The sequence below is a fragment of the Vibrio cincinnatiensis genome (assembly GCF_022113815.1).
GTDB classification, from domain to species: Bacteria; Pseudomonadota; Gammaproteobacteria; order Enterobacterales; family Vibrionaceae; genus Vibrio; species Vibrio cincinnatiensis_A.
On record NZ_SGOM01000011.1, the window covers coordinates 77,759 to 97,877 of the forward strand.

Below are 20,119 nucleotides of genomic sequence, written 5' to 3' on the forward strand. Positions count from 1 at the left end.
CCTTTTCTTACATCAATGCATAAATCAACATCGATATTAAGCAAAACCATTTTGTTGTAAGAATTCCATCGTTAAGCGAGATTGAGGAGCCACTTCATGGCTATCTCCTCGAAGTAATCGTTCCAGATAACGAGCCAAGACATCAATTTCTAGATTCACTTTATGACCGAGTTTCAATGCCTCGATCGTGGTTTCTTGTGAAGTATGAGGGACAATGGTTAACTTAAACGCCCCTTTACGTAAGGCATTAACGGTTAAACTGATACCATCCACCGTAATTGAACCTTTTTCTGCGACATATTTATTCAGCGCAGAAGGTAAACTGACCCAAAGTTCTATCGCTCGTCCTACTCGGTGTAGTTCCAGTATTTCACCGACACCATCTACATGCCCAGATACGATATGCCCGCCAAACCGGGTGGTTGGCAACATGGCTTTTTCTAAATTGACCTTATCACCCACTTGATAATCAGCAAATGCCGATTTATTGAGAGTTTCCAGAGAAAGATCCGCGCTATAACTGTGTGATGTCATCGCAACTACCGTCAAACAAACGCCATTCGTTGCAATACTGTCTCCAAGCTTGACATCATCCATTGCTAATTTTCCAGTATTGACGGTGATAGAAATATCTTCGCCTTGCTGAGTCATCGCGGTTAACGTCCCCACCGCTTCAATAATTCCAGTAAACATAATGTCGTATCTTATTGTTTTAAGGTTGCAGTTATACGAAGGTCTGGACCAATCATTCGACAATCTGTGATGTCCAAATCCAACACTTGTGCCATTTCCGTTAAGCCTAATGCGCCAAACAGTCCTCGTCCATCACTGCCCATAATCTTAGGGGCTAAATAGATAATTAACTCATCCACAAGCTTTTCTTCTAGAAGCGCTTTGGCTAGGGTTGACCCAGCTTCCACCCAGAGATGGTTGATATTTTCTTGCTGTGCTAACGTTGCCAAGGTTTGGCGAAGATCTAATCGACCTTGTGGATCCAACGCGACACACACCTCCGCTTGCTGATGAGCTACACGCAACACGGGGGCTTCGGTTTGATACAGGCGTAAAGATGAGTGCAGTTGATGCTGGCGGTCTAAAATCACACGTACGGGTTGGCGAAGTTCGTGCTGGGAATAGTCTGACTGTATATAAGCGGGTAATTCTGACCAGCGAACAGCTAAAGAGGCATTATCGTTCACCACAGTTTGGCTGGTCGATAAAATGGCACCAGCCTGAGCACGGTAAGCTTGAACATCTTGCCGCGCTTGAGGTGAGGTTATCCATTGGCTATGACCATTGGCAAGGGCTGTTTGTCCATCAAGGCTAGCCGCTAATTTTAGTTGAACAAAAGGCATCCCCGTTTTCATTCGTTTAATGAACCCTAGGTTTAAGGCATTAGCATCACTTTCAAGCAACCCTACAGCAACGTCAATACCCGCCTCCCGTAACATAGCGATGCCACGACCAGAAACTTGTGGATTCGGATCTTGCATTGCACAAATGACTTTACTCACTCCCGCATCAATTAATCCTTTGGCACAAGGTGGAGTCCTTCCGTAATGAGAACAAGGTTCTAGCGTGACATAAGCCGTTGCCCCTTGCGCAAGTTCTCCCGCCATTCGTAGCGCATGCACTTCCGCATGTGGTTGCCCCGCTCGATAGTGAAACCCTTCGCCCACGATTTTGTCATGTTGTGTTATCACACAACCAACATTGGGATTAGGCGACGTTGTGAAGCGGCCACGCTCAGCCAGTTTTAGTGCATGGGCCATCATTTGGTAATCAAAACGAGTAAAGCTGGACATATTATGACTCAAGTTCAATTTTCCAGTTTGGCAATCTCTTCACCAAACTCTCGGATATCTTCAAAACTACGATAAACGGAAGCAAAACGGATGTAAGCAACTTTATCTAACTCTTTAAGTTGTTCCATCACTAAATTGCCAATCAGTTGGCTGGGAACTTCACGTTCCCCAGTGGCACGCAATTTGGATTTAATATTGCTGATCGCCAACTCTATCGCATCGGCACTTACCGGACGTTTTTCTAACGCACGCTGCATACCGCCCACCATTTTTTCTTCATCGAACGGCTCTCGATTACCATTGGATTTAATCACTCTAGGCATCACGAGTTCAGCTGTTTCAAAGGTTGTAAAACGCTCACTACACGCCAAACATTGCCGACGACGGCGCACTTGATGACCATCAGCGACCAAGCGAGAGTCGATCACTTTCGTGTCGTTTTCAGAACAAAAAGGACAATGCATATTACCTCCATAACAAGGTACTCAGTGTACCGAAATGCGGATATGAACAAAAGAAAAAGGGGCTTATTTGCCCCTTTTCTCAATCTGTTAACCCTGACGCCGCGTCACATTACTTGGTTTACGGCCGTGATAGATAATTCGCTTTACCAACCCATTTGTAACTGGTCAGTTCTTCTAATCCCATTGGGCCGCGTGCATGCAGTTTTTGAGTCGATACCGCCACTTCAGCCCCTAAGCCAAATTGGGCTCCATCAGTAAAGCGCGTTGATGCATTGACATAAACGGCGGCTGAACCTGCCGAGTTGATGAATAATTCTGCATTAAAGAGGTCATTAGTCATAATGGCATCAGAGTGACTGGCATTATGCGTACGCATATGCTCAATCGCTTCATGCACATCTTTGACCACTTTCACCCCTAAAGTATAACTTAACCATTCGGTATCAAAGTCACCCGGCTCTGCTGAGCGAATATCGTGCGCTTCGCCCATCAAGACTTTGGCCTGATTTTCTGCTACAAAAGTGACCTTATCATTGAGTTTCACCACCAGTTTTTTGAGTAACGGCTGCGCAATCGCCTCATGAACTAATAAAGTATCCAAGGAGTTACACGCAGAAGGTCGTTGTAGTTTGGCATTTTCAATCACATCAACGGATTTATCGAGATCGGCACTTTCATCAACAAAAATGTGGCTGATCCCAAAACCACCGATGATAACCGGAATCGTACTGTTTTCTTTGCACATCTTATGTAAACCAGCACCACCACGAGGAATAATCATATCCACATAGTCATCCAATTTGAGTAACTGAGAAACCCACTCACGAGACGGGTTTTCAATGTACTGGATGGCAGCAATAGGTAACTGTGTTTTGGCTAATGCCGACTGGATAACTTTGACCAATTCCATATTAGAAAAAAAGGTCTCTTTTCCGCCGCGTAAAATAGCGGCATTACCCGTTTTTAAACATAAAGCAGCAATATCAATGGTGACATTAGGACGGGCTTCATAAATCACACCAACCACGCCAAGAGGGACGCGACGACGAGCAAGAGACATCCCATTTTCTAGCACTTTACTGTCAATTTCACTACCCACAGGATCATGCAAACTGATCACATTACGCACATCACTGGCAATAGCGTCTAAGCGAGATTTATTCAGGAGTAGGCGATCCAGTAATGCGTCACTCAACCCCGCCTCTTTACCCAATGCTATGTCTTTTGCATTTGCGGCTAAAATAATGGCGGCATTGGCTTCAAGTTCATCCGCAATCATGGCTAATGCACGGTTTTTCTGTGAGGTTGATGCAGTTGCGAGTTGAAAAGAGGCCGCTTTTGCCGCTTGACCCATTTGGATTAAATCCACGCTATTTCTCCCTATTCTTGAATAACGACCATATTATCACGATGAATGACTTCTGCTCCGTAATCATAACCGAGAATTTCAATGATCATCTTACTGTGTTTACCCGCAATTCTCGCTAGATCACGACTTGAATAAGCACTGATACCTCGGGCGATTAAATGATGATGTTGATCTTTTACCCGAATCACTTCCCCACGAGCAAATTTTCCCTCAACTTGCACCACGCCTTTGGCGAGTAGGCTACTGCCTTTCTCTAGTAATGCCTTAGCTGCGCCTAAATCGATAATAATATCTCCTGAAGCAGCGGGGCCGGCTAATATCCACCGTTTACGGTTTTCCAAAGCCTCTTCTAATGCTAAGAATCGTGTGCCTTGTGGCTGATCGCTTAGCGAATCAAAAATCACATTCTGAGCTCGGCCAGCAGCAATGATGACTTCAATTCCCGCTCGACGAGCGATATCAGCGGCTTGCAGTTTGGTCGCCATGCCACCAGTACCGAGTGTGGTGCCACTTCCGCCTGCAATTTTCCGCAGCGTATCATCAATGGTTTTTACTTCTTTGATCAATTCAGCATTTGGATCTTTACGAGGGTCTGCAGTAAACAAACCTTTTTGGTCGGTCAACAGTAACAATTTATCCGCGCCGCACAAAATGCCAACCAAAGCCGAGAGGTTATCATTATCACCCACTTTAATTTCATTGGTGGCCACCGCATCATTTTCATTGACGATAGGAATAATATCGTTATCAACTAATGCATTGATGGTGTCACGAGCATTCAGAAAACGCTCTCGATCTTCTAAATCTGCTCGGGTCAGTAGCATTTGCCCTATTTTTATTCCATACAGAGCAAATAGAGATTCCCATGCTTGAATCAACTGACTTTGACCTACCGCCGCCAAGAGCTGCTTGCTGGAAATGGCATGGGGCAACGCTGGATAACCCAGATGCTCTCGCCCCGCAGCAATTGCACCCGATGAAACAATCACTACTTTGTGCCCTTGTTTTTTAAGTTCAGCGCATTGGCGAACTAACTCCACCATATGTGCTCGGTCAAGCGCCAAAGTACCACCGGTTAAAACACTGGTTCCTAACTTTACCACAACCGTCTGTGGCGTAATTTGGCATGGTTGATTCGTTGTCATGATTTCTTCTGCAATGAAAAACATTAAGAGGTGATGTTTTAGCAATCAAGCGCAGGTTGTACAAGAGGAAAAAGAGGCGAATTCGCCTCTTTTTTGACTCTTTCACCTATCTTGGTATGAATCTAGGCAAATTCGGCAGATTGTTGATGCAAAGCAAGGGCTAATAAGAAACGTTCTTGTAACGTTTGGGCGAGTTTTTGGTGGAATTCTTGTTGAGTTCTCACCACCTCACCCATTGCTTGCTCTGGAGGAGAAGACACTTCCCAGTGACCAGCTACATTATATCGACCAATATGGTAGTTGGCTTCAAAGCCATCATCGGTTTCGGTTAATTCCATCCACCAGCCCCAAAACTCGCGTTTTTCTGGGGATTTTTTATCATTGATGCAAACCGCCAAACAGTCAAACAGGTATTCCCCTTCTTGACATTGTCCTTCACGTAAATAAGGACCGATCGCTTTCAACACTGACAACAAACGATGATGGGTTGGGGTTTTCGCCAATTCTGACATTTTGTCTCTCCATAGTTAGAATGCCTATTCATTATAATAATCATACGCTTAAAAAACGTACGGCACTCACTCTTAACTAATTAAAGCTAAAAGTCATCCACAGAGTTGCTCTTCTAGCCATTTTATTGCTAAATCGAGGGATTGCTCATATCCTCGCGTAATACTTTCACTTTTTACTAGCTTGGATTGCCCACCTTGACTAAATGTTGCTATCAAGTGGTTATCACTAGGAGGAGAAACAGGATCGCCTTCCATCGATAATGCTAAAATTGGGACTTTAATACGTCGGGTGCCCAGTATTCCTTGTACTTTCAGCGACCATGCCATTAATTGGGTCGATAAGCTGTTAATGTCTACCGCACTTTTCCCCAGTCTCGAAGCTAATACATCCAAATACATTTTTGACATTAACTTCATTTTTGTTTGAGAAACAAGTACATCATGCACTGGCGCACCGATCGAAACACATGCCTTAATTTTATCTTGCTCTAAAAATGACAAACGGACCATCGCATTTCCTCCAAATCGGAAACCCACCAGCCCGACTCGATGATGATCAACCCAAGGGAGTGAGGCTAATTGGTTCAATACGGCTTGGTGTAGACATGAGGAATCTTGTGTCAGTGACCAATGTGCACTGTAGCCCAGTGAAGGCATATCAATGGTTAACATGGCAATATTACGTTTAGCTAAATAGTCTCGAAAGAGTCGCCACATATCGGTTTGTAAACTATCTAACCCAGCGCTCACCATCACCACCGGTTGCGGTTCATCCGTGTTTGATAGATGAAGATGGCCAACGATTTTTTTACCTTGGTAATCAAATTCTAACTGTTTGATGATGTATTTAGTCCGTTCAGCCGCTTGCTTGTAAGCTTCATTTGCTAATACTCGAGCTTGTATTGCCAAGGTGTCATTTTTTATATGAGGATAACCGGCAATACCATAACAAAGAGCAGCACTGAACATCCGTTCAGCCGCTTCATCACCGGATAATGCTTCCCCCTGCTTATGATAACGAGCCCCTAAACGGATCCATTCATAAGTCCAGTTACCACTATGATAGCCAATCACCGTATCGAGCCATTTATCATGCGTTCTTGAATGTTGCGAAGAGGCGATATGCGCTAGAACTTCTTCTTGATCAATAGGATCCACACCAAGCCAAGCCCACTGTAAGCGGCGTAGATTTCGATACCAAGCAAAGGGATCTTTTTCCATTTTTTGTTCAAGAAATGCATGACTGCTCGGCATGTATTGTGTCAAGGAGGACGTTTCTTTGGCTTGTTTATGTTTTTGGAATAGCGTCTCAGAAAGGTTGATACTACTTGATTCAGACATAATACATCTCATTGGTAGGGTATTAGCTTTTATAGTAATCAAAAAAATGGCCCTTTGCAGGACCATTTTCTCATTCTTTATGAAAAGTAGTGACGATTAAAAAGTTCTATTACTTTTGCTTACGATTTACTGGCTCAACATAAGAGAGAACCATATCCCAAGGTTGCTCAATCCAAGTATCTTGCTCGATATCAACAATATATTCATCGACTAAATCTTTACCCGCCGGTTTTGCACACACCGTGACGAATTTCGCTTTAGGGTACATTTGACGAATCTGACGAGCGGTATCACCACTGTCCACCAAATCATCAACAATGAGGAACCCTTCGCCATCATGTTCTGGGGCTTTTAAGATACTCATGTCGCGTTGGTGATCATGATCGTAACTGGAGATACATACTGTATCGACATAACGAATTCCTAATTCACGGGCTAAAATTGCAGCCGGAACTAGACCACCTCGGCTTACACCTAGGATACCTTTCCATTGTTCTGCAGGCATTTGGCGTTGTGCAAGTTCACGACAAAATTTCTGCATATTGTCCCAAGTGATAACGAATTTTTTACTCATTGTAATTAAACCTAATTGTTTGGAAATTGGGTATGTTTACGCCTCAAGGATAAACTTAATAATAAAGACAGCGGCCATCACCCATACACTGAGTGAAACATGACGCCCCTTACCACTAAGTAGTTTGATCAGAGCGTAAGAGATAAAGCCAAGCGCAATGCCTTCTGCAATAGAGAACGTCAGCGGCATCAATAAACAAGTAACCACTGTAGGAGCGGCTTCTGTCAGATCTCGCCAATCAATGCTCACTAAACCAGAAAGCATTAAGATGGCGACATAAAACAGCGCACCTGCTGTTGCATAAGCCGGAATCATTCCCGCTAATGGCGAAAAGAATAATGCAAGAAGAAATAAAATGCCAACCACAACCGCTGTCAACCCAGTGCGCCCACCCGCAGCAACACCGGAAACACTTTCAACAAAAGACGTGGTATTTGATGTACCCAGTAAAGCCCCAACGGAAGTCGCTGTAGAGTCAGCGAGTAATGCACGATTTAAGCGAGGAATTTTGCCATCTTTACCAATAAAGCCAGCTTTGCTTGCCACTCCAACTAACGTGCCCGCTGTATCAAACAAATCAACAAACAAGAAAGCAAAGACAACGGAGATCATTCCCACTTCAAAAATGGCTGAAAAATCCAATTGCATAAACGTCGGTGCCAAACTCGGTGGCGTAGACATAATTCCGCCCCATGTCACATCACCAAAAATAAGCCCAACTGCAGTCACGACTAAAATGGCGATCATCACCGCGCCTTGAACACCGCGATGCACTAAAGCGATGGTTAAAAAGAAGCCCAGTGCTCCTAATACCGCGGGTAATGAAGTAATCGCCCCCATAGAGACTAACGTTGCTGGATTATCCACAACAATGCCGGCATTTTTTAAAGCAATAAACGCCAGAAAGAGACCAATCCCCGCAGAAATCCCCGTTCGTAATGACATTGGAATCGAGTTAATGATCCACTCACGGATCTTAAACAAACTTAATAAGACAAACAGGATCCCCGAACAGAATACAGCCGCCAGTGCGACTTGCCAGGTATAACCCATGCCCAATACCACCACATAGGTGAAGAAGGCATTCAACCCCATACCCGGAGCCTGTGCAATAGGGTAATTGGCAACAAACCCCATGATAAAACAGCCAATCGCGGCCGCTAAACACGTTGCGACAAATACCGCTCCACGATCCATCCCTGCATCTGAAAGAATCGCCGGGTTGACAAAAATAATGTAGGCCATTGTCAGGAAGGTCGTTACCCCTGCAATGATCTCAGTGCGCACATTCGTGCCATGTTCACTGAGTTTAAATAGTCTTTCCAGCATGTTCGAGTCCTAATAACGTAAAAAGTAAACGGTTGCGTAATCGATTGGTCGCCGATTATAAAGTTATCAACCGATAAATTCCACACGGAATTGGAGGTAACAGGAAGGAATTCGCCCACTTTTAGGATAAAAAAACGCCACCTAACAGTAGGTGGCGGTGAATTATACTAATCAAACGTGATTAAAAATAAATTCCAATATAGGGGTGAACAAAACCGTTCAAGATGCAAGCTTAAGTTCAGTAACCAAAGCTTGAGGGGTATGTAAAGTTGCCAGTAAATACAGTGTTATTTTTCCAGAACATTACAGACGATAAACCTTTATTCATAACTATCACCATTAAAATCAAACATTGTTTATTGATTTCTCGGTTCCTTGGAGGCGATAAATCGGACTCATCCTTTGAGCATTTTCTCTTCACTTGTGAAGTTGGTTATAAATATACCACCAAGAAATTTTATTACAACAATATTGGTGATGAAAATCACACAAAAAGGCAAAAATGATCTTGATCATATTTATTTGGTAATTAAATTACAAAACAATCAGTACTTTTAAAAGATACCTGTGCTTTACTTCGCCTTTCCCTTACTGAAAAGTGAAATAAATAGCACAATCAAAAACAGAATTGATCCACAAAGGCGCTACTCCCACTTAGGACATAGTGGTATGCTGTTTCCAGTCACTATGTCATAGCCCGATTGCAGTCTATTTCTCTAAAATAGAACAAAAAACCTAACAATAATCGGGGAAAATCACATAAAAGGAGTCACCTGTGTCTGAGTTCCATTCTGAAATCAGTAAATTATCACCAAGCCCTGTATGGCAGTTTTTCGATAAAATCTGTTCTATTCCTCACCCTTCAAAACATGAACAAGCTCTGGCTCAATTCATCATTGACTGGGCAACCAGCCAAGGGTTAAACGTGCGCCGAGATCCTACTGGCAACGTATTTATTAAGAAACCAGCCACACCAGGCATGGAGCATAAAAAAGGGGTGGTACTCCAAGCTCATATCGATATGGTGCCACAGAAGAACGAAGAAACAGACCATGACTTCACTCAAGATCCTATCCAACCCTACATTGACGGTGAATGGGTGACAGCAAAAGGCACAACACTCGGTGCAGATAATGGTATCGGTATGGCGACTTGTTTGGCGGTTCTTGCCTCAAAGGATATTAAGCATGGCCCCCTTGAAGTGTTATTAACCATCGATGAAGAAGCCGGTATGACAGGGGCATTCGGCCTACAAGCCGGCTGGCTGGATGGAGATATTCTGCTAAATACCGATTCCGAACAAGAAGGTGAAGTCTATATGGGTTGCGCTGGCGGTGTTGATGCAGCCCTAAGTTTTGATATTCAGCGAGAAGAACAACCGGTCGATTTTATTACCCGTCAATTGACGCTCAAAGGTCTAAAAGGTGGCCACTCTGGTTGTGATATTCATACCGGCCGTGGTAATGCCAATAAATTGCTGACCCGCTTCCTTGCTGATTATGCACAAGAACTGGATCTTCGCTTGATCGAGTTTCGTGGAGGAAGCCTACGTAATGCCATTCCTCGTGAAGCGTTTGTGACAGTGGCACTACCAGCTGAAAAGATTAGCCAATTAGATAAACAATTCACCGCCTATAGTGAGTTATTAAAAACAGAATTAGGTAAAGTTGAAACGGATATCATCACGTTCAACGAAACCGTTGAAACGGATCATCAAGTCTTTACTCTCAATAGCCAGCAACGTTTCATTGCGGCACTCAATGCTTGCCCGAATGGGGTTATTCGTATGAGTGATGATATTGAAGGTGTGGTAGAAACATCATTAAATGTGGGTGTCATTACCACAGAAGAAAACCAAGTGAAGGTGCTTTGCTTGATTCGTTCGCTGATTGATTCTGGTCGCAGCCAAGTACAAAGCATACTCTCTTCAATCGCTGAACTTGCTGCAGCAAACATTACCTTCTCTGGTGCCTACCCAGGTTGGAAACCGGATGCGGATTCAGAAATCATGCACATTTTCCGTGATATGTACCAAGATCTCTACGGGCATAAACCCAACATCATGGTGATTCATGCGGGGCTTGAGTGTGGATTGTTCAAAAAACCTTATCCAGAAATGGATATGCTCTCTTTTGGCCCAACCATTAAGTTCCCTCACTCACCGGATGAAAAAGTAAAAATTGATACAGTAGCCCTATTCTGGCAACAAATGATCGCCTTATTGGAAAATATCCCTGCCAAAGCCTAAAGTTAAGGGCTAGACTAGATAGGCTTGAGAAAAATCCCTCAAGCCTATCACCGTTTTTTATCGATACGAAAAATTTTATTCATTAGCGATACCTACGGTCTACTGCTAGAGTTCGCGTCCTTGAATTTCCCCTGAGTTATTCACCCGACTCGATTCAAGCGATGACCGAATAAAGAATGTATCGAGAGATCACGTATCACCTCCTGATCCTGATATAGGCTGATTCCAGAGTCGTATCTACTATGCTCAACACAAATGAAATTACCATGAATAAAAAAATGATTGTCGGATGGCGTGAAACCTTAAGCCTTCCCGGATTAGGTATTGAGAAAATAAAAGCCAAAATTGATACCGGAGCCCGGACATCTTGTCTCCACGCATTTAAAGTGGAAAGTTTTAATAAAGACAATGAGCCTTGGGTGCGCTTTTGGATTCATCCCCTGCAACATAACGCCGAAAAAATAACCGTCTGTGAAGCAAAAGTCGTGGATGAACGTATAGTTCGAGATTCAGGGGGACATGAAGAATCTCGCTACGTGATTGAGTCCAATATTTGCCTTGGTAGACAAACTTGGCCCATAGAGATCACTCTAACCAATCGTGAAAACATGGCATTTCGCATGCTCTTAGGCCGAACGGCTATGCATCATCGAATTATGGTTGACCCAACTCAATCTTTTTTAATCCCTTTCGAGGAGTCGAAATAATGAAAATTGGTATTCTGTCGCGTAACGCTTCATTGTATTCCACTAAACGTTTAATTGAAGCCTGTAAACAACGCGGACATGAAGTCAAAGTCATCGATGCTTTACGCTGTTACATGAATATCAATTCTGAACAACCTGAGATCCACTTTAAAGGTGAGGAGCTTGCAGGTTTTGATGCGGTAATCCCTCGTATAGGTGCCTCTGTAACCTTTTATGGTACGGCTGTTCTGCGTCAGTTTGAAATGATGGGCGTCTATCCCGTTAATGAATCCGTTGCGATCAGCCGTTCTCGGGACAAATTGCGTTCAATGCAGCTATTATCTCGTAAAGGTATTGGTATGCCGATCACTGGTTTTGCAAGTAAACCCGATGATGTCAAAGATTTGCTTGAGATGGTTGGCGGTGCTCCCGTTGTGATCAAATTACTTGAAGGAACGCAAGGCATCGGTGTAGTGTTAGCGGAAACCCGTAAAGCAGCAGAAAGTGTTATCGAAGCCTTTATGGGATTAAAAGCCAATATCATGGTTCAGGAATACATCAAGGAAGCGGGTGGTGCTGACATTCGCTGTTTTGTGATTGGGGATAAAGTGATCGCCGCAATGAAACGCCAAGGTGCAGAAGGTGAGTTTCGCTCAAACTTACACCGTGGTGGTACGGCATCACTAGTAAAAATAACGCCTCAAGAACGCAGAACGGCCATTGATGCCGCCAAAGTAATGGGGCTAAATGTCGCCGGAGTAGATCTACTTCGCTCGGAACGCGGCCCTCTGGTCATGGAAGTGAATTCATCCCCTGGCCTTGAAGGTATTGAAGCAGCCACAGGCAAAGACATCGCAGGAATGATTGTCGAATTTATTGAAAAAAATGCAGCCAGTAGAAGGACAAAAACACGTGGCAAAGGCTAATCGTAATTCCGCTTATTCATTTTTGGGGGAAGCCATTCCCCCTGCGACAAAACGAGTGATTGAACTTGAAGCCGCAAAACTGTACACCCATTCTCCGTTATCCATCCCCATTGAAATTATCAATGGGGCTTTTTCTGGCCCTGTTCTGATGGTGAATGCCGCTATTCATGGTGACGAACTGAACGGTGTCGAAATTGTTCGCCAGTTGATTAATACCATTGACCCCAACAAGCTAAGAGGGACACTCATCACTGTCCCGATCGTTAACGTATTTGGCTTTATCCATAAATCCCGTTATTTACCGGACAGGCGAGATCTTAACCGCTGCTTCCCTGGTAGTGAAAAAGGTTCATTGGCCTCTCGAATGGCCCACACCTTTTTCTCTCAAGTAGCCCTCAATTGTGATTACATTATTGATTTACATACAGGGGCCATTCATCGAACAAACCTGCCACAAATTCGAGCTGATCTCAGCAATCCTGAAACTTTACGTGTTGCTCAAGCCTTTGCGACCCCTGTTATTCTTGATTCACCACTACGCAATGGATCACTGCGCAGCGAAGCAGAAAAAGCAGGAATTACCGTCTTAACATATGAAGCAGGAGAAGCTCTGCGTTTTGAACCCATTGCAATTAATGCGGGTATCGTTGGGGTAAAACGTGTGATGCAAGCCGTAGGAATGCTGCGCCCAAGCCGTAAAAAAACACCGAGTTCTGTAATTGCTAAGTCGACCAGTTGGCAACGAGCTGAAGCCGATGGCATCCTACGGACACTCGTCTCTTTGGGCGACAAAGTCGAGAAAGGACAAATACTTGCTTATATCAATTCTCCACTTGGCAATATTGAAGTAGAAATTACCGCCAATAAAGGTGGAATTGTCATTGGTCAGCAAACCTTACCACTAGTCAATGAAGGGGATGCCATTTTCCATCTTGCTTATTTCAGACAAAGTGATGAAATGGTTGAACAAGTCGTTGGTGATTTTATTGAAGAAGTCATCGAAACCGATTTAGAACCACTAACAACGGGCCAAATCATGCCCCCTTCTCCAGCTTAATCCCAAAGCTCTTGGTTTATGAATCCAAGGGCTTTAGTCAAATATTAAGCAAAAGAAGCCCAAATTACAGTTGCGACCAATACAGGACAAACAAAACGAACATAGCCCGGCCAGATTTTCGCAAATAAGCTTTGAGAAAACTCAGGATAACCTTGTTGCAGCTCTTTAAATTTACCGTTACGGCTCCATACCCAACCACCAAACAGACAGAACATTAATGCCGCTGTTGGTTGTAGATATTGTGTTGCAGCCATAGCAACAAGGCCAAATAAACCCGCAAAATTGTACACGATGACAATACTAAATAACGCAATAATACCGCCGAGAACCCAACTGGTGGCTCCACGTGATGTATTCAAGCGCTCACTCACCAAAGCTACGGGGCATTCAAGCATAGAGATAGATGAAGTTAGCGCCGCAATGGTGAGCAATAAAAAGAAGACCGCAGCAAACAGTTGCCCGAAAATTCCTAAACTATCAAACATCATGGGTAATACGGTAAACACTAAAGTATCTGAGCTGAGTAATGAACCATCCTGCGCATAAATTTCAACGCCTTTATTCATCGCCACAAACATCGCGGGCATAACCACAAGGCCAGCAATAAAAGCCACACTGGTATCCACCAAAGTAACATTCATTGCCATTTTAGGTAAGTTTTCTTTCTTGCTTAAGTAAGAACCATAAATCAGCATGGAACAGCCGCCAATAGTCAAAGAAAAGAAGCCTTGCCCCATAGCCGCTAGAATTAACTTTCTATCTAATACTTTTTCAAAATCAGGGATCAGATAATGCTTTAATCCCTCCACCGCACCTTGCTGCATCATGATGTAAATAAACAAGATACCAAACAGTATAAATAGTGCAGGCATCAAGCGAGTTGACCATTTTTCAATACCCTGCTTTACCCCACCACGAACAATTAAAATCGTCAGAAGGTAGAAGATAAGTGTACCGAATAAATTTCGTTCAACAGAAAAACCTTTCAGCCAGAGGCTTGCCGTTTCAATCCCCAATAAATCGGTGAATGCCGCCAGTAAGAAACAGATGATCCATCCGCCGACAATACTATAAAACGCTAATACAGCACTCGGAACGCTTAATCCAACCCAACCGACCAAGGCCCCTACTCTTTTCCCCAATGAATGAGCGGTTAATGAACGCATACTATCAACGGGGTTTGCTTGTCCTGAGCGACCAATTGCCATTTCAACCACCAGCATAGGAAAAGCAACGATAAAGATCAGGATCAAATAAACCAGCAGAAATGCACCACCACCATTACTGGCCGCTTGAGTAGGAAACCCCCAAATATTGCCAAGGCCAACCGCCGCACCCGCTGCGGCTAGAATAAATCCAAGACGAGAGCCAAACGTTTCACGAGAACTATTTTGTGTCATAACCACTCACACATCATCAAACTAGTAGGCTAGTACAATAATAGAAAAGGATTGATTTAACAATCGTTAATAGAACACTTTGCTAACAGAATCGAAAAAAACCACCGTATTGTCTATTTTTAGTAAAGTAACCCTGTTGAGATGCTGAAAAAACGACCAAAGAGAATAAAGGAGTTGAAGCTTACAATGGTTAAGATGAGAAAGAAGGCAAACAAAGTCGTTTATAGATCAAATGAGAAAAAAGCCCATATCTGTCTTTCGATTGGGCTTTCTTCATCTCTCTTACTTAAGTAGGACGGGGAAATCTTGAAGCTGAGGAATTTTCTGGTGAAGTATCTGCTCTTGCTGCTTTATTTCATCGAATGAGCGGCATAACGCTCTGGCTTCTTGCTCAGCATCTTGTGAATACGATTTTAATCGTTGTTCAAGCTGAGCTTTAAGCTCTGCCATACGATTGCCGAGTTCGGTCAAATTAATGCCTCCTTCATGCTGCATTCCTTGACTCAATGCAGTAAATGCCCCCGTAAAAAACTCTTGGCTGACGAATGCTTTAGCTTGCTCAAACTCTTTTTGCCACTCTTGATGCATGGATGAAAAGCTATGGGCAGGAAATACCCACTCATCATTTTGGTGGTAGCGAGCTTCAATATCCCCCACTAAGGAATGGATAGTCTGTTTAACATTATCAAAGGCTTGTGGCGTATTTAAAGAAAGAGCCACATCATCCAATAACTCATCCACAACTGCCAATTTATCACTAGCTAACTGCTGAAGTTCCGGTAATAACGCTTGAATGTACTCACGATAAGAGGCTAACGCTGCTTGCTGATCGGCTGTTAAAGTTAACGTTTTTCCCGCGATGGAGAGTTGATTTTTCTCATCCAGAATGGCTTGCTTATCCGCAGAAGTATGAATTTCTATCTGTGACGAGTTGATGCGCAGTTCATTTTGAACATCCACTGGACACTGAAAAGCCCACAAAGTAGGGCTAAACAATAAACCGAATATTAACCATGAATTATTCATAATTTATCCAAAAGTGATTTTCGATAACCATACCGAAAAGCTGACATAAATAAGTTAGTCCTTTGTCATTTTACAGCGCTAGCTAAAAAAACTTAATTGCTGAAAAGGTTGAATTGGTTTTAGCATTACATGCAAACCTAATAAGCGGATCTCTCTTCCTTTTTGCCGCTTAAGTACTTCCATTAATAAGGTTTTAAAATCCTCTAATTCGAGCTGAGAATGCCCATGTTCTATAGTCGTTAGTTGAAAATCAGCAAATTTCACTTTAATACCTTGCTTGATAATGGCCCGCTGAGGAGAAGCACGGCTCAGCCTTATATCCAATTCGGGATATAAGCGCTGTTCTATCACCTGCCAACATTCATCATAAGTAGCAATGTTTTCGCTAAAAGTTCGTTCAACCCCCACCGACTTACGTTCACGCTCAGTAATTACCTCCCGATTATCGATACCATGGCTTTTATTCCATAAGGAAGCACCTAAACGGCCAAAGCGGCGCAGTAACTCACGATAATCACTATTTTTAACATCTTCACACAAGAAAAACCCTGCCTGATTAAGCTTTTCTAGGCTAACTTTACCCACTCCAGGAATTTTTCCCAATGGCAGTTTATCCACGACACCCTGCACTTCATCAGGTGTAACGACATACAGACCATTCGGTTTATTTATATCAGAAGCCACCTTAGCTAAAAACTTAATAGGAGCAACGCCGGCCGATGCGGTCAGTTGGAGTTCATTCCAGATATCATGACGAATCGCTTCTGCAATAAGAGTCGCACTCCCATGACATGCGGTTGCCTGTGTGACATCCAAAAAAGCTTCATCAAGCGATAGAGGCTCAATGATCTCGGTATAACGATGAAAAATGGCGTGTATTTGACGAGAAACGGATTTATAGACTGACATACGACCTGGCACTACCAAAAGATGGGGACACCGTTTGATTGCCTGTGCTGTTGGCATTGCCGAGTGAAGGCCAAACTTACGCGCTTCATAGTTACAGGTACTAAGGACGCCACGCTGCTTTTCATTTCCACCGACCGCAATGGGGCGACCGCGATAGTCAGGATTGTCCCTCATTTCAACGGCAGCATAAAAACAGTCCATATCAATATGGATAATCTTTCTGATCAGCTCTGACATTCGCCACTTATATACTGTTTAAAAACACAGTATATAAGTGTTTGACGTTTTTGCAAAGTCAGATAAAAGCACCGCTATTTGCGAAGCATCACATCCAATTGATCAACCAACTCCGCCCAATCAGCATCATCTTCAATCGCCTGACGCAAAAAGCTGGCCTGTGCATCGGTCCAAAAACTCGCTTTGTGCAATCGTGTTGAGTCTCGTTGATGACGGTGAGATTCGATAAAATGTTTGATTTCACTTGATGAACTACCGAGCCCTAACTGCTCAAATAGTTCGCTCATCCTATGTTGGTGAAGTTCCATGGTACCTCCAAAGATAGTGAATACTCTTTGAGTATAGTGCCTGACACCGATAGGTCCGCCTTAATTGATAGAAAAAATAACCCAGCCAAAGCTGGGTTATTTTGATCGGGATGGCCTATTAGGCAATACGATCTTTTTCCCAAGCCGCCATACGCTCGGCACGCGCCGCCTCTCGGGCTTCACGTTTTTTACGTGCATCACAAGGTTCTGGGCAATTACAGACTTTATCAATACCGACAGCCCCCAAACCTCCACAACTGCCTTTCACCACTTTCTTCTGGAAGATATACCCCACCGCCATTGCCGCAATAACGGCCACAAAGATGGTAAAAGTCATTAGAAAAGTATTCATTGTCTTAACTCACTTGTTCAATTGGCGATTGAGGTAAGGTTTAAATGCGCTAGAGGCTATTTCCTCAAACCCTTCCGCCGTTTTTACAATCATAAACACTGGTATTTGGTTTAACTCGGCAATGGCCATTCCTTTTTCTTCCCCCAATACCATTAATCCTGTGGCTAGGCCATCAGCCGTCATACTGGATTTATCCAACACCGTGACCGAAACAACATAGTTACTGATCGGATACCCCGTCTTTGGATCAATGATATGAGAATAGCGTATCCCATCACGCTCAAAATAGTTACGGTAATCCCCTGAAGTAGCAATAGCCATCTCTCCCGGTTCAATAACCTCTTGAACAGCCCGCTCTTCTGTATCCGGCTTTTCAACTGCGATTCGCCAAGGTACAGCGTCTCCATTCAATCCTTTTAAGCGTATTTCTCCACCTATTTCAACCATATAGTTCTCAATGCCTTGGGATGCGATATAATCGGCAACGACATCAACGCCCCAACCTTTCGCAATGGTTGAGAGGTCGACATACAGATCTGGAATATCTTTACGTAACGTATTTCCGTCAACCGATAAATGCGTAATACCCGTTTTAGCTTTACGCTGAGCTAACGCCTCTTCACTCGGCACGACATCCCGACGAGCTTCAGGACCAAACCCCCACAAATTCACTAATGGACCAACGGTAACATCTAGTGCTCCCTGCGTTAATCGATTGAGTCGAATTGCCTCTTTTACAACCGTTGCGGTTTGCTCTGAAACAGAAAAAGGCTCATTACCCGAATAACGATTAAACTGGCTCAGTTCGGAGCTCTCACGATAGGTCGACATTTGATCGTTCACTTCTTCCAGTAAACGATCTATCTCGGTTTGAAGCGTTGATGAATCAGGAATGCCAGCTTGCTGAGTATACTTAATATTGTAAGTTGTCCCCATTGTTGGGCCTGATAAATGCACCAGCTCAACCGATTTTTCACATCCAGAAAATAGTAATAACGCAGCAAATGCGACAAGCCACTTTTTCACGTGTCTATACCTCTTGGAAAGGTGACGAAAACATAGGTGTATTGTGTCAGTATTAACACACCTATTTTCTCTCACTCAAATTCCTTTTGTCTGTTGGAAAAATAATGGCTGACTCATCAGAGCCAGCCATCGACATGATGCTTACAGCAGATTAACCACCAAAGTCATCCAGAAGAATATTTTCATCTTCAACACCGAGATCTTTCAACATGCCAATTACCGCCGCATTCATCATCGGTGGACCACACATGTAGAATTCACAATCCTCGGGTGCTTCATGATCTTTAAGATAGTGTTCATACAAAACATTATGAATAAAGCCTGTATAACCATCCCAATTATCTTCTGGCATCGGATCAGACAGAGCACAATGCCAAACGAAGTTCTCGTTTTCAGCTTGCAGCATGTCGAAATCTTCAACATAGAACATTTCACGTTTAGAACGAGCACCGTACCAGTATGACATCTTACGCTTAGATTTAAGACGCTTAAGTTGGTCAAAAATATGAGAACGCATCGGAGCCATACCTGCACCACCACCGATAAAGACCATTTCTGCATCCGTGTCTTTAGCAAAGAACTCACCAAATGGACCTGAAATTGTACATTTATCACCCGGTTTCAATGACCAAATATAAGAGGACATTTGACCCGGTGGTACATTAGGGTTGTTTGGCGGTGGCGTAGCAATACGCACGTTAAGCATAATGATGCCAAACTCTTCTGGGTAGTTCGCCATTGAGTAGGCACGAATAATATCTTCATCCACCTTAGATTCGTAGCGGAATAGGTTAAACTTATCCCAGTCTCCACGATACTCTTCGGGAACATCGAAATCAGAATACTTAATGTGGTGTGCTGGGGCTTCAATCTGAATATACCCACCCGCACGGAATGGAACCGATTCACCATCAGGAATCTGTAGCTTAAGCTCTTTAATGAACGTTGCTTTGTTATCATTTGAGATAACTTCACATTCCCATTTTTTCACACCAAAAATTTCTTCTGGCAGTTCAAGATCCATATCTGTTTTCACAGCAACCTGACACGCTAAACGTTCGCCTTCACGAGCTTCACCTTTAGTAATGTGATCAAGTTCAGTTGGAAGGATATCACCACCACCTGATTTCACTTTAACTCGGCACTGACCACAAGAGCCACCACCACCACAGGCCGATGATACGAACACGCCAGCACCTGCTAAGGCGCTCAGCAGTTTGCCACCGGGCTGAGTTACGATCGCTTTATCAGGATCGCCATTGATTAAGATTGTAATGTCACCTGTTGGTACTAGTTTTGATTTAGCAAATAAAATCACTAAAACCAAAGCAAGTACGATAATGGTAAACATCACGACACCAAGAATAATACTTAGCATTGACTATTCCTTTATTGTTGCGGTTTA

At 43.4% G+C, this 20,119-nt stretch carries 20 protein-coding genes; 4 read left to right on the forward strand and 16 right to left on the reverse strand.

Going from position 1 to position 20,119, the window contains the following annotated elements:
• Nucleotides 1–36 precede the first annotated feature (36 nt).
• The 9 genes from EXA13_RS13670 to EXA13_RS13710 form a co-directional block, all read right to left on the reverse strand.
• Nucleotides 37–693, reverse strand: coding sequence for a riboflavin synthase (locus EXA13_RS13670; protein ID WP_238133672.1), 657 nt, complete (start codon nucleotides 691–693; stop codon nucleotides 37–39).
• An 11-nt stretch (nucleotides 694–704) separates the two neighbouring features.
• Nucleotides 705–1,805: a bifunctional diaminohydroxyphosphoribosylaminopyrimidine deaminase/5-amino-6-(5-phosphoribosylamino)uracil reductase RibD gene (gene ribD, locus EXA13_RS13675; protein WP_238133703.1), complete on the reverse strand. Its 1,101-nt coding sequence runs from the start codon at nucleotides 1,803–1,805 to the stop codon at nucleotides 705–707.
• A gap of 14 nt (nucleotides 1,806–1,819) precedes the next feature.
• On the reverse strand, nucleotides 1,820–2,269 hold the full coding sequence (nrdR, locus tag EXA13_RS13680; RefSeq protein ID WP_078925473.1) for a transcriptional regulator NrdR: 450 nt from the start codon (nucleotides 2,267–2,269) through the stop codon (nucleotides 1,820–1,822).
• 118 nt (nucleotides 2,270–2,387) lie between these two features.
• Nucleotides 2,388–3,638 (reverse strand): glutamate-5-semialdehyde dehydrogenase, encoded by a 1,251-nt coding sequence (locus EXA13_RS13685; RefSeq protein ID WP_238133673.1) that lies wholly within the window; start codon nucleotides 3,636–3,638, stop codon nucleotides 2,388–2,390.
• Nucleotides 3,639–3,649: 11 nt separating this feature from the next.
• On the reverse strand, nucleotides 3,650–4,783 hold the full coding sequence (gene proB, locus EXA13_RS13690; RefSeq protein ID WP_238133674.1) for a glutamate 5-kinase: 1,134 nt from the start codon (nucleotides 4,781–4,783) through the stop codon (nucleotides 3,650–3,652).
• Between the two features lie 122 nt (nucleotides 4,784–4,905).
• Entirely contained in the window at nucleotides 4,906–5,295 is a 390-nt protein-coding gene (gene crl, locus EXA13_RS13695) for a sigma factor-binding protein Crl (RefSeq protein WP_238133675.1), read from the reverse strand.
• A gap of 93 nt (nucleotides 5,296–5,388) precedes the next feature.
• Nucleotides 5,389–6,636 carry an esterase FrsA gene (gene frsA / locus EXA13_RS13700; RefSeq protein ID WP_238133676.1) on the reverse strand — a complete coding sequence of 416 codons (1,248 nt, stop codon included), beginning with the start codon at nucleotides 6,634–6,636 and terminating at the stop codon, nucleotides 5,389–5,391.
• 109 nt (nucleotides 6,637–6,745) lie between these two features.
• Nucleotides 6,746–7,210: a xanthine phosphoribosyltransferase gene (gpt, locus tag EXA13_RS13705; protein WP_238133677.1), complete on the reverse strand. Its 465-nt coding sequence runs from the start codon at nucleotides 7,208–7,210 to the stop codon at nucleotides 6,746–6,748.
• 36 nt (nucleotides 7,211–7,246) lie between these two features.
• The gene (locus EXA13_RS13710; protein ID WP_238133678.1) at nucleotides 7,247–8,539 is read right to left on the reverse strand and encodes an NCS2 family permease; all 1,293 of its coding nucleotides are present in this window, start codon (nucleotides 8,537–8,539) and stop codon (nucleotides 7,247–7,249) included.
• A 775-nt stretch (nucleotides 8,540–9,314) separates the two neighbouring features.
• Between EXA13_RS13710 and EXA13_RS13715 the strand changes: the two genes are divergently transcribed.
• The 4 genes from EXA13_RS13715 (at nucleotide 9,315) to EXA13_RS13730 (ending at nucleotide 13,456) form a co-directional block, all read left to right on the forward strand.
• The gene (locus EXA13_RS13715; RefSeq protein ID WP_238133679.1) at nucleotides 9,315–10,787 is read left to right on the forward strand and encodes an aminoacyl-histidine dipeptidase; all 1,473 of its coding nucleotides are present in this window, start codon (nucleotides 9,315–9,317) and stop codon (nucleotides 10,785–10,787) included.
• 266 nt (nucleotides 10,788–11,053) lie between these two features.
• On the forward strand, nucleotides 11,054–11,494 hold the full coding sequence (locus EXA13_RS13720) for an ATP-dependent zinc protease family protein (RefSeq protein ID WP_238133680.1): 441 nt from the start codon (nucleotides 11,054–11,056) through the stop codon (nucleotides 11,492–11,494).
• Nucleotides 11,494–12,399 carry a 30S ribosomal protein S6--L-glutamate ligase gene (rimK, locus tag EXA13_RS13725; protein ID WP_238133681.1) on the forward strand — a complete coding sequence of 302 codons (906 nt, stop codon included), beginning with the start codon at nucleotides 11,494–11,496 and terminating at the stop codon, nucleotides 12,397–12,399. The genes EXA13_RS13720 and rimK overlap by 1 nt, the downstream gene beginning before the upstream one ends.
• Complete coding sequence (locus EXA13_RS13730; protein WP_238133682.1) at nucleotides 12,359–13,456, forward strand: succinylglutamate desuccinylase/aspartoacylase family protein; 1,098 nt, start codon at nucleotides 12,359–12,361, stop codon at nucleotides 13,454–13,456. Before rimK ends, EXA13_RS13730 begins: the two co-directional genes overlap by 41 nt.
• Before the next feature lie 44 nt (nucleotides 13,457–13,500).
• Here EXA13_RS13730 and EXA13_RS13735 read toward each other — a convergent pair whose 3' ends face one another.
• The 7 genes from EXA13_RS13735 to nqrF all read right to left on the reverse strand — a co-directional run bounded on the left by EXA13_RS13735 (nucleotide 13,501) and on the right by nqrF (nucleotide 20,092).
• Nucleotides 13,501–14,856 (reverse strand): sodium-dependent transporter, encoded by a 1,356-nt coding sequence (locus EXA13_RS13735; RefSeq protein ID WP_238133683.1) that lies wholly within the window; start codon nucleotides 14,854–14,856, stop codon nucleotides 13,501–13,503.
• Nucleotides 14,857–15,138: 282 nt separating this feature from the next.
• The gene (locus EXA13_RS13740) at nucleotides 15,139–15,882 is read right to left on the reverse strand and encodes a DUF2884 family protein (protein ID WP_238133684.1); all 744 of its coding nucleotides are present in this window, start codon (nucleotides 15,880–15,882) and stop codon (nucleotides 15,139–15,141) included.
• A gap of 78 nt (nucleotides 15,883–15,960) precedes the next feature.
• Entirely contained in the window at nucleotides 15,961–17,028 is a 1,068-nt protein-coding gene (gene dinB, locus EXA13_RS13745) for a DNA polymerase IV (protein WP_238133685.1), read from the reverse strand.
• Between the two features lie 74 nt (nucleotides 17,029–17,102).
• The gene (locus EXA13_RS13750; RefSeq protein ID WP_238133686.1) at nucleotides 17,103–17,336 is read right to left on the reverse strand and encodes a DUF2789 domain-containing protein; all 234 of its coding nucleotides are present in this window, start codon (nucleotides 17,334–17,336) and stop codon (nucleotides 17,103–17,105) included.
• Nucleotides 17,337–17,454: 118 nt separating this feature from the next.
• A complete protein-coding gene (gene nqrM / locus EXA13_RS13755) occupies nucleotides 17,455–17,688 on the reverse strand; it encodes a (Na+)-NQR maturation NqrM (protein ID WP_238133687.1) in 234 nt (77 codons plus the stop codon).
• A 9-nt stretch (nucleotides 17,689–17,697) separates the two neighbouring features.
• Nucleotides 17,698–18,714, reverse strand: a complete 1,017-nt coding sequence (locus EXA13_RS13760; RefSeq protein ID WP_238133688.1) for an FAD:protein FMN transferase — start codon at nucleotides 18,712–18,714, stop codon at nucleotides 17,698–17,700.
• A gap of 151 nt (nucleotides 18,715–18,865) precedes the next feature.
• Nucleotides 18,866–20,092: an NADH:ubiquinone reductase (Na(+)-transporting) subunit F gene (gene nqrF / locus EXA13_RS13765; RefSeq protein WP_238133689.1), complete on the reverse strand. Its 1,227-nt coding sequence runs from the start codon at nucleotides 20,090–20,092 to the stop codon at nucleotides 18,866–18,868.
• Nucleotides 20,093–20,119 lie beyond the last annotated feature (27 nt).